Consider the following 15,785-nt stretch of genomic DNA (forward strand, 5'->3'; position numbering starts at 1 on the left):
CCATCCGCTGGGAGCGTCGGGAGCGATTGAAGCCGCCATCCCCTGCCTGTCTCTGCATCATGGATGGCTGCCGCCGACGGCCAACTTGACGGAACCTGACGAGGAGGCCGATCTCGATCTCGTTTACGGCCATGGACGGGACAAAAGGCTGGATGCGGCTCTGTCCAATTCTTACGGCTTCGGCGGCATCAACGCGACGCTCGCATTCCGCAGCCGATAGGTTCATTGGAACCGAAAAAAGCTTCCCCTGACCATCTTATCGAAGATGAAGGGGAAGCTTTTCGTCTATTTCTGGCTTCAAGCGCTATTCGGCGATATCCGCCCAGAACTCTTCGTCGGCGTCCAGCGTAATCTGGGAACGATAGACCCGCATGCCGTACTCCTTGAACATGTACTGCTCGATCGCTTCCTTGAGGTTGGCCTCGACGAGATAATGCGATCGGTCGCCGATAAAGACTTCGGCGGAGAAGCCGTATTCCTCGTCCCAGCCGAGCTGCACCTCGACCTGCGAAGGCTGGAGCCCGCGCCGGCTGGATTCGCTGAGGCATACGGCGTTGATGATTTCGTCCGTCAGAATCCGCATCGGCGATCAGTAAGGCCCGCGGCGATCGTCGGTCGCGGCCTTGCGCTTGTTGCGGAAGTGGACGACGATGGACCGGATGACCATGAACAGGATGTAGATCGCGAGCAGGTTGATGATCAGGCCGAAGAAGTCGCCCATGAAGCCCATGCCGGAGAACATGCTGCCGAACATCAGTCCCGCCAGGCCGCCGATCATGAGGCCCTTCATCATGCCGCCGCCGCTGAAGAAGCCGCGGTTCGCCGTCGTGCCGGCTGCCGCTCCTGCGGCCGGGGTTTTATTGGTGTCCGCCCGCTGTACGTTCTCGGTCGATTTTTTTGGAGTCTGCGTAAAGCTCTGGCGCGGAGATTTCATGCCGCCGCGCTTGGCGTCAACCGTTCCCGCCGCCGTGAAGGCGAACAGAACCGTAAAGGCCAGCATCAGAATAAATCCTTTTTTCATGTCGTGAAGAGTCCCCCTCCGAGTGGTAAGTGATGGTATGAACGCCGGGTTCTCGGCAAGAACCTCCATTGCGTTTGGGTGTGTATACGTCTATGATGATAGTCGGGTTTCATTTTTATGTAGATGCACATGAGATTTAATTCACAATCTGCCGTTGGTGCAGGCTGGACATTATAGATTAGGAAGGCTGGCAAGCATGATGCTGATCTCCCACAAATACCCCGATGCCTATATCCGATATCTCGCAGAGTTCCACGGGACAAGGGATTACTTCGAATGCCACGAGATTCTGGAGGAATACTGGAAGGAGCATCCCGGCGACGAGCAGGCCCAGCTCTGGCACGGACTGATTCAGATTGCCGTCGGTCAATACCATCTGCGGCGCGGCAACCGGGAAGGAGCCCGCAAAATGCTGCGCTCCGCCTGGGAAAGGCTGTCGCTGCCGCTGCTGGAGCAGGCGGGACTTGACGGCGGCTTGCTTCGCAGACAGCTGGACGAGGCCGCCTCGCTGCTGGAGCGGGGCGAGGGAATCCCTTACTCCGGCTGGATGCTGCCGATCCGCGATCTCGAGCTGGCGGCTGCCTGCAAGGAACGCTGCGCTGCGGAAGGGCTGGATTGGTGCGGCGATATCGTGGCAGGCGATGAGCTGATTCACCGCCATCTGACGCGCGACCGCAGCGAAGTCGTACAAGCGCGGGAGCAGTCGCTCCGGCTTAAGAGAGCAGCGGCGCGAGGCGGAGGCTGACCGCTGCGAGACCGAACAAAAAGGCTTATCCGGATCGGGCTGCGGCCCGATCCGGATAAGCCTTTGCTGGTTTGCGGGTTATTCTGCGGCAGGCGCGGGCTCCGCATTTCTCAAAAATTCGTATCCTTCCGTCACGAGATCGAGCTTGCCTGTCTGAGGATGGATGATCATGCCGTGCACGGGCGTGGCCGGAGGGAGCAGAGGGTGGTTGCGGACGATGCTTACGCTCTTCTCGACGCTCGACCGCACATTGTCGAAGCCGGTCAGCCAGCGGGTGAAATCGACGCCGGAATGCTTCAGCGTGCGGATCGTCTGGGAAGGCACTCCCCGATCCACCATTTTGCCGATCATGCTGTCCGGATTGATGCCCGTCATGCCGCAGTTGTAATGGCCGATGATGAACACTTCATCCGCGTTCAGCTCATAGAGCGCGACCAGGATGCTTCGCATGATGTTGCCGAACGGCTGCGTGATGATGGCGCCGGCGTTCTTGAGGATCTTGGCGTCGCCGTTGCGGAGATTGAGCGCTCTCGGCAGCAGCTCCGACAGCCGCGCATCCATGCAGGTCAGGATGACCATTCGCTTGTCGGGGAATTTGTCGGTCAAATATTCCTCATACTTCTTGTCCTCGACGAATTTTTCGTTATAGGCAAGCATTTCCTGGAGATTGTTCATGATGCTCCCGACCTCTCTTTCGCACAGTTGGATTAGAAGGTGGCCGTTCCTTGCGGGAAGAACCGCAGGTCATGGCTGTAGATCTGGCTGTCGCTCGCCAGGATGAAGGCTTGTCGAGCTGGGTTGTAGTCCAGCTTCAGCTCGGGCTCGAAAAACACCTCGTATCTTTCCTCGTAGAGGAAAGGAAACGGGTCGCCTTCGCCGATGACGTCGCCGGGACTCGCCTGGCCGACGATGTGAAGGGCGGACACGCCGTTGACGACGCAGCCGCAGCCCTCCGTATCGTACACAAGCTTAAGGATGCCCTTCCCGTCCTCGAGATAAGGCTTCAGCGCTTCGACGGCGGCTGTCTTGAATGTGATGCGCATCTTCCGCCACTCCTTTGTCCGCGGCTTCCGAGCAGCCGGAGGCCCGGTTTGATTACCGTTGATTATAAGGTCTGTCCCCGCTATGATCAAGTATAGAACGCATAGAAGAAAGGGTGACGACCTGTGACGATATCTACATACGAAAGGACTTTGGCCGATTTCCGCGCTCTGGACCGGAAAATCCGGAATTACCATGAAGCCCAGGCCATTCTCGCCTGGGATCTGCGCACCGGCGCCCCCCGCAAAGGAATGGACGCCCGCTCCGAGGTGCTCGGCCAGCTGGCCGGCGAAGCGTTCAAGCTCTCCACCTCCGCCGAGATGGGAGAGCTGCTGCAGGCTCTCGAGCAGAAGGAAGCGCAGGCCGGCCTGGGCGAGATCGACCTCAAGCTGGTTCATGAAGTCCGGCGCCAGTACGACCGCAGCGTCAAGATTCCGGCCAAGCTGTACGAGGAAGCCGTCGTCCTGATCTCGCAGTCGGAATCCGCCTGGGAGGTCGCCCGCGGCAACAACGACTTCGCTTCGTTCGAGCCGTTCCTGGACAAGGTCATCGGGTATACGAACCAGTTCATCGATCTATGGGGGCCGAAGGCTACCCGGTATGATACGCTGATCGACGATTATGAGCCGGACATGACCGTCGCCGAGCTGGACAGCATCTTCAGCTTGCTGCGCGACGAGCTCGTCCCGCTGTCTTCGGCCATCGCGGACTCGCCGAACAAGCCCTCCCGCGAATTTCTGAACCAGCTGTTCGACAAAGGCGCGCAGAAGGACTTCAGCCTGTTCATGCTCGGCCAGATGGGCTACGACTTCGAAGCCGGACGTCTGGACGAGACCGCGCATCCGTTCGCTACGGGAATCAATCTCGGCGACGTGCGGATCACGACGCGTTATCTGGCCGATGACGTGACGAGCGCTTTGTTCGGCACGATCCATGAGGGCGGACATGCGCTGTATGAGCAGAACGTCTCGCCGGAGCTCGCCGGAACTTCCCTGTGCGGCGGAACGTCGATGGGCATCCACGAGTCGCAGTCGCGCTTCTGGGAGAACACGATCGGCCGCAGCCGCCCGTTCTGGCACCGGTATTTCGGCGACCTCCAGAGCCGCTTCCCCGGCCAGCTGAACATCAGTCCGGAGGAATTCTACCGTTCGCAGAACACCGTCCAGCCTTCCCTCATCCGCATCGAGGCCGACGAGCTGACCTACAACCTGCATATCATCATCCGCTACGAGATCGAGAAGATGATCTTCAACGAAGGGGCGAAGGCATCCGATCTCCCGGCGATCTGGAACGACAAATACCGGGAATACCTCGGCATCACGCCGCCGGACAACGCGCAGGGCGTCATGCAGGACGTGCACTGGAGCGCAGGGCTGTTCGGCTACTTCCCGTCCTATTCCCTCGGCAACATGTACGCGGCGCAGATGGCCGACACGATGGAAGCCCAGCTTCCGGAGATGTGGGAGCTGGTTGCGCGCGGCGAGCTGGCGCCGATCAAAACCTGGCTGACAGACCGTGTCCACAAATACGGCAAGCTCAAGACGCCGAAGGAAATCATTGTCGGAGCTACGGGCAAACCGCTGGACCCGAGCTACCTCGTGAAGTATCTGCGGGCCAAATACACGGATATCTACAAGCTGTAAGGAGCAAGCGGCGCCGAGCTGCAGCAGCCCCAAGGCAGCGACGCCTTGCCCGGCCCCAAGCTCCGGCGGCCGGGCTGCCCGAGCTTGGACCAAGCCTCTCCATCTGCCGTTCATATGGCGGAGGAGGGGCTTTTTTGCCATGTCCTTTGAAATCGGAACAGCGGTCTTGACGGATGCCGCGCCGCTTGCCGGCGAACGCCCGCCGTCGCTCCCGCCATTCACCATCCGGCTGCCGCCAGCATAGGCTGTAGCACACAAAGGTCCACATGGGAGGAAACATCCATATGAAAAAACAAGCTATCGGAGGCCTGCTGCTGGCGGCTTCGCTGCTGCTGACGGCCTCGCTGTCCGGCTGCGGAAGCAAAAGCGGCGGTCCGGTGAAGATCCGTGTCGGCGAAGTGACGCGCTCGCTCTTCTACGCTCCGGAATATGTCGCCTTGTCCAAAGGCTTCTTCAAGGACGAAGGGCTTGATGTCGAGCTGCAGACGACCGCGGGCGGCGACAAGACGATGACCGCGCTGCTGTCCGGCGCCATCGACGTCGCTCTCGTCGGCTCCGAAACGTCCATTTATGTCTATCAGCAAGGCTCCGACGATCCCGTCATCAACTTTGCCCAGGTGACGCAGACCGACGGAACGTTCCTCATGTCCCGCACGGGAGCCGCCTTCGACTGGAGCAATCTCAAGGGAGCCGCCTTCCTCGGCCAGCGCAAGGGCGGAATGCCGCAGATGGCGGGCGAATTCACCCTCAAGAAAAAAGGCATCGACCCCCACAAGGATCTCAAGCTGATCCAGAATATCGACTTTGCGAACATTACGGCGGCATATGCGTCCGGAACGGGCGATTACGTGCAGCTGTTCGAGCCGCAGGCTTCGATGATGGAGAAGGAAGGCAAGGGCAAGGTCGTCGCTTCGTTCGGCGTGGAGAGCGGCCATCTGCCTTATACCGTCTTCATGAGCAAGCAAAGCTACATCAAGAAGAATGAGGACACGGTGCAGAAGTTCACGAACGCGGTCCAAAAGGCGCAAACCTGGGTCAAGGAGCACAGCGCCCAGGAAATCGCCGATGCCGTCGGATCCTACTTCCCAAGCACGGACAAAACGATCATCGTAAGCTCCATCGACCGCTACAAGCAGCAAGGATCCTATGCGGATAACCCGGTCATCGACAAAGAGGAATGGAACAACCTGCTCGACGTCATGACATCCGCCGGAGAGCTCAAGGACCGTCCCGATCACGACAAGCTGGTGGACAATTCGTTTGCGGAAAAGGCCGGCAAATAGCGTCCGGCGATTGAACGGCAGGCCGGAGGACACGTCCGGCCTGCATGCTACGTTTCGGGGCGACGCTTGGAAAGGAGGACAAGGACATGGACGACAAATCACCGATGCTGGAGCTGCGGGGAGTCTCGCATGTCTATGTCGGCAGGAAAGGGGCTTCCCTGGCTGTCGACCGGATGGAGCTGGCTGTCGGACATGGAGAATTCATCAGCCTGGTCGGCCCGAGCGGCTGCGGCAAAACGACCGTGCTCAGCCTGCTTGCGGGCTTGTTTCCGCCGGCAGCGGGCCAGGTGCTGCTCGGAGGCAAGCCGGTAACGGGGCCGTCCGCCAAGGTCGGCTACATGCTTCAGCAGGACTGCCTCCTGCCATGGCGCACGATCCGGGACAATGCCGGGCTCGGCCTGGACATCGCAGGCAGGCGCGCGGCGGCGGAACGGAATCGGGTCGAAATGCTGCTCGAGGAAGTCGGGCTTGCCGGAACGGAGGGCAAATATCCGGGAGAGCTGTCCGGCGGCATGAGGCAGCGGGTGGCGCTGGCGAGGACGCTGGCGCCGGAGCCCGATGTGCTGCTGCTCGACGAGCCGTTCTCGGCTCTGGATATGCATATCAAGATGCAGCTTGAGGATCTCGTGCAGGCGACGCTGCGCAAGCTGGGCAAGACAGCGGTGCTCGTCACCCATGACTTGGCCGAGGCGGCGGCGATGAGCGACCGGGTCATCGTGCTCGGCCGCAATCCGGGACGCATCCGCAAGGAAATCGCCGTGCCGGAGGCTATCAGGAGGCTGGCGCCGACGGAGGCGCGCAAGCATCCTTCCTTTCAGGCGCTGTTCGATGCGCTGTGGGTAGAACTGAACGCCGGAGAAAGAGAAGGTGGGTCTCATGAGTGACGACAAAGCCTGTCATCCGGCAGGCGGAGACAAGGAAGCGGCTTCTTCGGAAGACAATGGCGGACCGCATGGCGGTGATGATCGGGCAGGATGGCTGAAGGCGCTTCATGCCGCCTACCGCCGCCGCGAGCGGAGCATCGGAGCGGCCGTTCTGTCGGTGCAGCTGCTTCTGCTGGCTGCATTCGTCCTCCTATGGGAGGCGGCGGGACGCTTGAAATGGATCGATCCGCTCCTCTTCAGCTACCCGACCAAAATCGCCGCCCAGCTGGCTTCCTCGAGCGCGGACGGCACGTTATGGCCGCATGTCGGCGTCACTGTGGCGGAGACGGCGGCGGGATTCGTCCTCGGGACGCTGATCGGGACAGCGCTTGCCGCGCTGTTGTGGTGGTTCCCGTTCGTATCGAAAGTATTCGATCCCTATCTGGTCGTATTCAACAGCCTTCCGAAAGTCGCCCTCGGGCCGATCTTCATCGTGGCCATGGGCCAAGGCTTCCTGTCGATTCTCTCCGTGACGCTGTCGATGACGGTCATCGTGACGACGATCGGTATCTACAACCGGTTCCGGGACAGCGAGCCCGGCCTCGTCAAGGTCGTGAGGCTGCTCGGCGGGACGCGGCTGCAGCTGTTCCGGCTCGTCATCCTGCCGGCTTCGTTTCCGGTCATCATCTCGACGCTGAAGGTCAACGTCGGCCTGGCATGGGTCGGCGTCATCGTCGGCGAGTTCCTGGTCGCCAAGGAAGGGCTGGGCTACCTGATCATTTACGGCTTCCAGGTGTTCAACTTCACGCTCGTCCTGTCGACGCTCGTCGTGATCGCGGCTGCGGCGACCTTGATGTACCAGGGCGTCGCGCTGCTGGAGAAGAAGCTCGTATCCGGCGGGAGAGAGCCGTCGTAAGGCTGGAACCGAAGCAGCCTCGGAATAGGGAGCGGCGAGAATGGAGCCGCCCTCGCGAGGGCGGAACGTGCAGGGGGAGATTCCCGGCCGACTGCTGCATCGGGGGCCGGCATCCGGAGCGGAGAAGAAGCGGCGGATCCGGGCTGCGCGGCTGCAATTGACGTGCCGGGCAGGAAGGTCTAGGATGATACGACAGGCATGGCGCCTCGGCGGCATCCGGGCGGAAGCCCGGCTGGCCGAAGCGCTTTTTTTCATGGGGAAGCGGGAGCAAGGGCGGACTTGCCGCATGCCGCTGCAAGGCAAGCGGCAGCGGCCATCCTCCCGCCCCGCATCCCGCGGGAGCAAGCGCGGATGCGGATGCCCATAATCGCCGCGCCCAAGCCGCAGAAGCCGGCTTGCGAGTCAAACGGAATCGGAAAGGCAGGGAGAAATGGCTGTGAAAGGAATCGGGCTTAGAGTGGTGAAAACGGCTGCTGCCGTCGCGGCTGCCATCTGGACGGCCCAGCTGCTGGACCTGACGCAGCCGCTGTTCGCCGGGGTGCTCGCCATACTCGGAGTCGAGACGACCCGGCGCAAAGGCTTCCGCAGCCTGTTCGAAAGGCTGGCCGCGGGCGTCATCGCGCTGCTGGTTTCTTCGGCTCTGTTCGAGCTGATCGGATACCGGATCTGGACGGCGGCCATCTATGTCCTGCTCGTATTTCCCTTGCTGTCGAGGCTCCGCCTTCGGGACGGCATCGTGCCGGGCAGCGTGCTTGTCTTCCACGTATATGGCGCGGGGGAGGTTACGGGCGGCCTGCTGCTGAACGAATTGCTGCTGTTGCTCGTCGGTCTCGGATGGTCGGCGCTGTTCAACCATGTCTACATGCCCGGGGAGACGAAGCGGCTGCAGCAGCTTCGGACCTCCGTCGAGAGGAAGTTCGGCGAGATATTCGCCGAAATGGCCGCGGTCCTTCGCGATCCAGGCCGTGTCTGGAGCGGGTCGCAGCTGCTGGAGCTGGAGGACGACGTCGCCGAGGGAGAGGGAAGGGCGCAGCGGGAACAGCATAACCGGCCCTGGGAGCCGGACTTTTATTGGACCGTTTATTTTGCCATGCGCAGGCGTCAGCTGGAGAGCCTCGCTGCGATGCTTCAGCTTCTATCGTATGTATACGGGCGTCTGCCCCAAGGCGAGCTGCTGGCCGAGCTGCTCGAGAAGATCGAAGGCGACATCTCGTCGGATTACTATGAAGACCGGACCCGGCTCGCGCTGGCCGAGCTGCGGCGACACTACCGGACGATGGAGCTGCCCCGGACGCGGGACGAATTCGAGGCCCGCTCGGCATTGCTTCAGCTGTGCCTGGAGCTTGAACGCTTCCTGGATACGGCAAGCCGGCACAAAAAGCGCCGCAATGCCGGCGGCAGCCCCGTCAGCGGGGCGTCCCGGGAATAATTTGCCGCGCGGTGTCATCTTCTCCATGCCTGCCCCATACAATGAATCAGGGAAAATTCGTTGCGGCGCCCGGAAAAGAAGGAGTCACCCTAGACGAATGTCCTGCATACACTTGTAAGGAATGATTGTATGGAGGAGGTTAAGAAATGACGATTGCAGATAAACAGCTTCAGACTAGAGAAATCATCACGAAAGCTGTCTGCGGTAAAGGTCGCAAGTTCTCGACGGTATCGCATACCGTCACGCCCCCTCACCGCCCCACCAGCATACTGGGCGCTTGGGTCATCAACCACCAGTATGAAGCGGTTCGGTCGGGGGACGGCATTGAGGTCGTCGGATCTTACGACATCAACATCTGGTATTCGTACAACAAAAACTCTCAAACCGACGTAGCGAAGGAAACGGTCTCTTATGTCGAAAACATCCCTCTCTCCTACGTGGACCCGAAGCACCGGGCAGCCACGGAGGAAGTTTCGGCTGAATCGACGCAAGAGCCCAACTGCATCGAAGCGAATATCTCTTCGAACGGCTCTTCCGTAGTCGTGCGGGTCGAACGCGAATTCGCGGTCGAGATGATTGCCGAAACCAAAGTATGCGTAGCGGTCGTTCCGGGCGGCTGCGACGACTTTGACGGCAAAGACGGCAAGTATGGTTTTGACGACGGGGACAGCGGCTTCGACGACCTGGATCCCGATCTTCTCGACGACGAGCTGTAAAGCCGGGCCTCAAGGTTCTTACTGCAGGGTATGCAGGCATACGAAGGAATTCGAGGGCGAAAGCCCTCTTTTTTTGTAGGGCTAGCGCATAATTTCTTCCTGCTTTATTTGTGCAGGGCGAATTGCAGCGTCAAGGCCAGCTGAGGCTGCGGCAAATCACTGGGGGAGGCGATGCCATGGCTGGCAGGATGTGGCTATGGTGCGACGGCCAGGAAGACGATGCCGCCGCGTTGTCCACGCGTCTGGGCATTCCTTTATGCCAAACCGGCGAAGTCGGACCGAGCGGGCAGGATGCCGTGTTTGTCTGGGGAAGCTCGCGGCTTCCGGAGCGTTGGAGCGCGCTCTTGAGCGGCAGGGGGCCGGAAGCCGGCGAAGCGGCCGGCCTGCCGTGGCTGCTCAATGCCAATGCCGCCCGCGTAGCGGCCATGGGGCCGGAACGGCTGCAAAGGGAATTGGAGGCGGCGGGCCTGCATGCGGGAGGAGCTGCGGAGACCGGCAGGCTGTACCGGGTTGCGGTCGGAGAGGGAGAGCCTTTGCTTGCGCATCGGATCCGCTCCGAATCGTGGCGCAAGGGAATGCTCGCCGGGAGCCTGGCAAGCGCCATAGAGGAAGGCGGCGCCGGCTTGCCGCCGTCAGCGTCGACGGACAGCGGCGGTTTGCCGGGCTCGATGCCCGGCTTCCATGCGGGCGCCAACGCCGGTCCCGCAGGCCTGTGGCGGTATGCCGAGGACCCGGCCATGCGGCGTTCCGTGCGCGCGGCTCTGAGAGCGGCATACGAGCTCGGGCTTGATGCCGCCGAGGTGCTGGTCCGCGCTGCAGACGGCGGCCGGGCGTCCATCGCCGGCATTCGTCTGCCCGGATGCCGGCGCTTTTTGCTTGCCGGCGAAGGAAAGCTTGCGGAGGCGGCTGCCGTGCCGGAAGCGGCAGCGGGTTTGTGGAGTTTCTTATGCAGCCGAATCCAAGGCCTGCTGGACGCTTCGGCGCAGCAGGACGGACCGGGCATCCGGATCGGAGCCGATCCGGAGTTCGTCATCCTGAGGCCCGACGGAAAAATCCACTCCGCCTCTCATCTCGGAGGCCTGAGCAGCCCCGTCGGAAGCGACGTGCTGCTCACCGGGCGGCAGATCAGGCAGCCGGTCGGAGAGCTTCGGCCGGAGCCGTCGGCGACGGCGCAAGGTCTGGCCGAGAATATCCGTCTCCTGCTGCTGCGGGCTTCGAGGAGGGGAGCATCGAAGCCCGGCATGCGCCTGCTTGCCGGAGCGATGCCGCTGCCCGGCCTGCCGCTGGGAGGCCATGTCCATCTCAGCGGGCTCCCGCTGACATCGCGCCTGCTCCGCGTGCTGGACAGCTATGCCGCTTTTCCGATGGCTCTGGCGGAAGATCCGCGCGGCCGGGCCCGCCGTCCGCGGTACGGCACGCTTGGAGACAGCAGGCCCCAGCCGCATGGAGGGTTTGAATACCGCACGCTGCCGAGCTGGCTCGTCTCGCCGGCCGCCGCGCGCTACGCTCTGGCCGTCAGCATGCTGGCGGCCGAGGAGAGTTCCCGCCTGAACTATTTGCCTTCCATGGATGGTCGTTACGTGAAGGCGTATTACGAGGGAGACAAGGAGACGCTCCGGGAATGCCTGCCGGCGCTTCGGACGGCGCTGGAGAAGGTTCCTGCGTACTCCAGGCATCAGGCCTGGCTGGAGCCGTTCCTGGATGCGGTCGGCAGCGGAGCGAGCTGGGACGAGAGCAGGGACCTCCGAATCCGCTGGGGAATTCCTGTTCCCGAACCAATTTCGCCGACATGAAAGGATCGCTGCCGAAGCCAGCGGGCCTATCGGCCTATCGGTCTATCGGGCTTCTCGAAAGCGGGCGTTTACCTAGTCGGGGCGAACTTATGTCTGCGTCGCTTGAACTCATGGGAGGAGCCTATCGCCCTTTTCAGGGAGGTTTTTTTTGATGCATGCGGGGCAAGGAGGACGAACAGGCAGCCTCGTTGCTCCGACATGACGGCCGAAGCGCGCCAGCGCCCGGCCTTTTCCGGCGTTCTCCTTTTGTACGGCCATTCTTGAACTGCTATAATGAGAGATGATTGTGTTCACAAGGCCGCTGCGGCGGGAAGAGAAAATACTGGAGTTTGACCGGGAGGGCCCAATGGCTGCACTTACGCCGATGATGGAGCAGTACATGTCCATCAAGCAGGAAGCGAAAGACGCTTTCCTATTTTTCCGTCTTGGAGATTTCTACGAGCTGTTCTTCGACGATGCCGTTCTGGCTTCGAGGGAACTGGAAATAACGCTGACCGGCCGCGCTGGCGGCGGCGAAGAGCGGATACCGATGTGCGGGGTGCCGTATCATTCGGCTGAGGGATACATAGCTCGCCTGATTGAAAAGGGCTACAAGGTCGCCATCTGCGAGCAGGTGGAGGATCCGGCCGCGGCCAAGGGCGTCGTGCGGAGGGAAATCGTCCGCGTCGTGACGCCGGGAACGGTCATGGAGACCAAATCGCTGGCCGACAAAGCCAACAACTATATTGTGTCCGTCGCTCGGGAAGGCGGCCAGTTCGCGCTGGCAGCCTGCGACTTGACGACGGGAGAGCTGTACGCCACCTCGTTCCCGGGCGGGCTTGAGCTGCTCCAGGACGAGATCAACGTCTACGTGCCGGCAGAAATCGTCGGGGACGCTTCCGTGCTGGACAGCCTGAAGCAGAAGCCGCCAGCAGGGGCGAGGCCGGTGCTGTACACCGCCCGCGAGCCTCTGGCGGCGCGGGAGCTGGAGGCGCTGTTTCCGGACGGAGCGCTTAACGGGCTTGCTGCTCCGAGGCTGCGCGCCGTCGCCGCTCTCGCCGGCTATCTGGCGGAAACCCAGAAGAGGTCGCTCGGCCACGTCCGCAGCATCCGCACCTACGAGCCGAACCAGTACCTGATTCTGGATCCGTTCACCCGGCGCAACCTGGAGCTGACCGAGACGGTGCAGGGACGCAGCCGCAAAGGCTCGCTGCTCTGGCTGCTCGACCGGACGAAAACGTCGATGGGCGGCAGGCTGCTGCGCCGCTGGATCGACAAGCCGCTGCTGTCTGCGGCTGCGGTCGAGGAGCGGCTGGAGGCGGTGGAGGCGCTGCACGGAAATCTCATCCTGCGCGAGGATCTGCGCGGCGAGCTGGATGGGATCTATGATCTGGAAAGGCTTGTCGGACGGGTCGCCTACGGTACGGCGGGCGGCCGCGATCTGGCGGCTCTGAGAGCTTCCCTGGAGCGCGTGCCGGCCGTGCTGGAGCTGCTTGCCGCCTCTCCGTCGCATACGCTGCGGCAGCTCGCGGGAGGCGTGGACGAATGCGCCGATCTGAGAGAAATGATCGACACCGTGCTCGTGGACGAGCCTCCGGTGTCCGTGCGCGAAGGCGGACTGATCCGCGCCGGATACGACGCCTACCTCGACCAGCTGCGCGAAGCGAGCACGGGAGGCAAGAGGTGGCTGGCCGAGTTGGAGCGCAGGGAGCGCGAGGCGACGGGCATCAAGACGCTGAAAATCGGCTACAACAAAGTGTTCGGCTATTTCCTTGAAGTGTCCAAAGCGAATATATCCGCCCTGCCGGAAGGCCGGTACGAAAGAAAGCAGACGCTGGCGAATGCCGAGCGCTACGTCACGCCGGAGCTCAAGGAGAAGGAGAGGCTCATTCTCGAGGCCGAGGAGAAAATGACGGATCTCGAATACAGCCTCTTCCTCCAGCTCCGCGACGCCGTGTCGGGTCAGCTGCACCGGCTGCAGCGGCTTGCGGAAACGATCGCCTGCGCCGATGTGCTGCAGTCGCTCGCCGCGGTCAGCGCCGAGCGCCGCTATGTCCGGCCCGCGGTATCGGACGGGTACGACCTGCTCATAGAAGGCGGCCGCCATCCCGTCGTGGAAGCGGTCATGGAGGACGTCACCTTCATGGCCAACGGAGCGGATCTGTCGCGCGATGGCGCCCGCGTCCTGCTCATAACGGGACCGAACATGGCCGGCAAAAGCACGTACATGCGCCAGACGGCTCTGATCTGCGTCATGGCCCAGATCGGCTGCTTCGTGCCGGCCCGTTCGGCGAGGCTGCCTCTGGTCGACCGGATCTTCACCCGCATCGGAGCGGCCGACGACCTCGTCGGCGGCCAGAGCACGTTCATGGTGGAGATGCGCGACATCCAGCAGATGACCGACAAGGCGACGGAGCGCAGCCTCGTCATCATCGACGAGCTGGGACGGGGCACCTCGACCGCGGAAGGCATGTCGATCGCGCAGGCGGTCATCGAGTACCTGCACGACCGGACGGGCTGCAAGGCGCTCGTATCGACTCATTTCCACGAGCTGTCTCATCTGGAAGAGTCTCTGGAGCATCTGAGCAACGCCTCCATGGCGGTCAAGGAAAGCGGCGGCGACGTCACCTTCCTGCGCCGCCTCGTGCCGGGAGCGGCCAGCACCAGCTACGGCATCTACTGCGCCCGTCTCGCCGGGCTGCCCGACAGCATCATCGGACGCGCCTATGAGCTTCTCGAGTCTGCAGAGAGCCACCATTCGCCGGCTGCGTCGAAGAAGGGCGATCCGGGCGAGGTGAATCGGGCGGATTCAGACCGTCAAGCCGGTGCCATGCCGGCTCCGTCGGGTTTGGCTCGAACGGCTGGAACGGCGATACGGGATCCGGAAGGGGCGGAGAAGGCGGAGCGGGCCCTGGAGGGCGCCGAAGCCTACCGGGCCGAAGCGGCAGCCGGCGCCGCCGTCGCGGATCCGGTCCAGCTGTCGATCTTCGGCGAGGATGCGGCGCATCGCGATGCGCCGCCCAAGCGCAAGGCGGGCAGGCACGAGGATGCGGCCGATGCCTTTGCAGACAGCCTTCGCAAGCTGGACCTGCTGAACATGACTCCGCTGCAGGCGATCCAGTGGCTGAGCGACATGAAGGCCAAGCTGGGCTAGAACAGCAGCACAGAGAGGAGACCGGCCATGGGCAGAATTCAAGTGATGGACGAGCATTTGGCGAACCAGATCGCCGCGGGCGAAGTCGTCGAACGGCCCGCGTCGGTCGTGAAGGAGCTGGTGGAGAACGCGGTCGATGCCGGAGCAACCTCCATCGACATCACGATCGAAGAGGGAGGACTCAGCCTGATCCGCGTCCAGGACGACGGCGGCGGCATTGAAGCGGAGGACATGGAGACGGCGTTCCAGCGGCATGCCACGAGCAAGCTGCTGGACAGCCGGGATCTGTTCCGCATCGCGAGCCTCGGCTTCCGCGGCGAGGCGCTGCCGAGCATCGCGGCTGTCGCGAGGGTCGACTGCACGTCGGCCGGAAGCGACAGCGGACTCGGCCGGCGCATCGTGATGGAAGGCGGGCGGATGACCGCCGACGAGCATGCCGGTGCCGCTCAAGGCACCGATATGGTCGTGCGCGATCTGTTCTTCAATACGCCCGCCAGGCTCAAGTACATGAAAAGCATCCAGACGGAGCTTGGACATATATCGGACTATATTTACCGCATCGCGCTCGCGCATCCCGGGATCGCCTTCTCGCTGACCCACAACGGCGGCAATCTGCTGCGGACGCTGGGCAACGGGGATCGGCTCCAGGTAATCGCGGCGGTATACGGCACCGCCACGGCCAAGGCGATGCTGCCGCTGAGGGGAACGCATCCCGACTACGAGCTGAACGGCTACATCTCCAAGCCGGAAATGACGAGGGCGAGCCGCAGCGCGATCACGACCGTCGTCAATGGACGCTACATCCGCAGCTTCACCGTGCAGCAGGCTCTCCTGGCCGCCTACCATACGCTGCTGCCGATCAACCGGTTCCCGATCGCCGTCCTGGAGATCGGGATGCATCCCGGTCTCGTCGACGTCAACGTGCATCCTTCCAAGATGGAGGTGCGCTTCAGCAAGGAGCCGGAGCTGAAGGCGTTCCTGGAAGAGACGGTGAAGGAAGCGCTTGGGGGCAGGCGGCATATTCCGGGCCCGGAGTCCGGCCGCTCCGAGCGTTCCGGGCCGTTGTACCGCCAGGAGCAGCTGCGCTTCCATCAGCCGGAGCCGGATGCGGGCCGCTCCTCCGGCGGCGCTGCGGCGGAGCCTCCGCCTGGCCTGGTTTCAGCGGCGCGCGAGGCAGCCGCCGGCTCGGCGGCTGCGGCATG

General features: G+C 62.5%; 14 protein-coding genes and 1 pseudogene. 11 read left to right on the forward strand and 4 right to left on the reverse strand.

The window, feature by feature from the left end; genetic code table 11:
- A pseudogene (locus tag VE23_RS26945) lies at positions 1-220 on the forward strand (beta-ketoacyl-[acyl-carrier-protein] synthase II); the annotation flags it as partial.
- 84 nt (positions 221-304) lie between these two features.
- Here the strand turns inward: VE23_RS26945 and VE23_RS03310 are convergent.
- A complete protein-coding gene (locus tag VE23_RS03310) occupies positions 305-583 on the reverse strand; it encodes a DUF2653 family protein (protein ID WP_048749306.1) in 279 nt (92 codons plus the stop codon).
- Positions 584-589: 6 nt separating this feature from the next.
- Positions 590-1,021, reverse strand: coding sequence for an Import inner membrane translocase subunit Tim44 (locus tag VE23_RS03315; RefSeq protein ID WP_021880757.1), 432 nt, complete (start codon positions 1,019-1,021; stop codon positions 590-592).
- 196 nt (positions 1,022-1,217) lie between these two features.
- Here VE23_RS03315 and VE23_RS03320 point away from each other — a divergent pair, with 196 nt between their 5' ends.
- Complete coding sequence (locus VE23_RS03320) at positions 1,218-1,766, forward strand: DUF309 domain-containing protein (RefSeq protein ID WP_048749308.1); 549 nt, start codon at positions 1,218-1,220, stop codon at positions 1,764-1,766.
- A gap of 78 nt (positions 1,767-1,844) precedes the next feature.
- Here VE23_RS03320 and VE23_RS03325 read toward each other — a convergent pair whose 3' ends face one another.
- Together VE23_RS03325 and VE23_RS03330 are read right to left on the reverse strand one after the other, a co-directional pair.
- Complete coding sequence (locus tag VE23_RS03325) at positions 1,845-2,441, reverse strand: beta-class carbonic anhydrase (protein WP_049867285.1); 597 nt, start codon at positions 2,439-2,441, stop codon at positions 1,845-1,847.
- A gap of 32 nt (positions 2,442-2,473) precedes the next feature.
- Positions 2,474-2,809, reverse strand: a complete 336-nt coding sequence (locus VE23_RS03330) for an iron-sulfur cluster biosynthesis family protein (RefSeq protein ID WP_021880760.1) — start codon at positions 2,807-2,809, stop codon at positions 2,474-2,476.
- Positions 2,810-2,938: 129 nt separating this feature from the next.
- On the opposite strand from VE23_RS03330, the gene VE23_RS03335 reads away from it, so the two are divergent.
- The 9 genes from VE23_RS03335 to mutL all read left to right on the forward strand — a co-directional run.
- Positions 2,939-4,450 carry a carboxypeptidase M32 gene (locus tag VE23_RS03335; RefSeq protein WP_049869616.1) on the forward strand — a complete coding sequence of 504 codons (1,512 nt, stop codon included), beginning with the start codon at positions 2,939-2,941 and terminating at the stop codon, positions 4,448-4,450.
- Between the two features lie 284 nt (positions 4,451-4,734).
- Positions 4,735-5,733 (forward strand): ABC transporter substrate-binding protein, encoded by a 999-nt coding sequence (locus tag VE23_RS03340; RefSeq protein ID WP_048749312.1) that lies wholly within the window; start codon positions 4,735-4,737, stop codon positions 5,731-5,733.
- An 86-nt stretch (positions 5,734-5,819) separates the two neighbouring features.
- Positions 5,820-6,617 (forward strand): ABC transporter ATP-binding protein, encoded by a 798-nt coding sequence (locus VE23_RS03345; RefSeq protein WP_049867286.1) that lies wholly within the window; start codon positions 5,820-5,822, stop codon positions 6,615-6,617.
- Positions 6,610-7,512 (forward strand): ABC transporter permease, encoded by a 903-nt coding sequence (locus VE23_RS03350; protein ID WP_084781256.1) that lies wholly within the window; start codon positions 6,610-6,612, stop codon positions 7,510-7,512. The genes VE23_RS03345 and VE23_RS03350 overlap by 8 nt, the downstream gene beginning before the upstream one ends.
- Positions 7,513-7,948: 436 nt before the next feature.
- Positions 7,949-8,941: an aromatic acid exporter family protein gene (locus tag VE23_RS03360; protein WP_232316784.1), complete on the forward strand. Its 993-nt coding sequence runs from the start codon at positions 7,949-7,951 to the stop codon at positions 8,939-8,941.
- A gap of 146 nt (positions 8,942-9,087) precedes the next feature.
- On the forward strand, positions 9,088-9,657 hold the full coding sequence (locus VE23_RS03365) for an outer spore coat protein CotE (RefSeq protein ID WP_021882315.1): 570 nt from the start codon (positions 9,088-9,090) through the stop codon (positions 9,655-9,657).
- A gap of 176 nt (positions 9,658-9,833) precedes the next feature.
- Entirely contained in the window at positions 9,834-11,450 is a 1,617-nt protein-coding gene (locus VE23_RS03370; protein ID WP_049867288.1) for a putative amidoligase domain-containing protein, read from the forward strand.
- Positions 11,451-11,796: 346 nt separating this feature from the next.
- Positions 11,797-14,583 (forward strand): DNA mismatch repair protein MutS, encoded by a 2,787-nt coding sequence (mutS, locus tag VE23_RS03375; RefSeq protein ID WP_049867289.1) that lies wholly within the window; start codon positions 11,797-11,799, stop codon positions 14,581-14,583.
- Positions 14,584-14,610: 27 nt separating this feature from the next.
- The coding region (mutL, locus tag VE23_RS27250) for a DNA mismatch repair endonuclease MutL (RefSeq protein ID WP_232316786.1) at positions 14,611-15,785 on the forward strand (1,175 nt) is incomplete at its 3' end.

The sequence above is a fragment of the Paenibacillus sp. D9 genome (genome assembly GCF_001188365.1).
GTDB classification, from domain to species: domain Bacteria; phylum Bacillota; class Bacilli; order Paenibacillales; family Paenibacillaceae; genus Paenibacillus_O; species Paenibacillus_O humicus.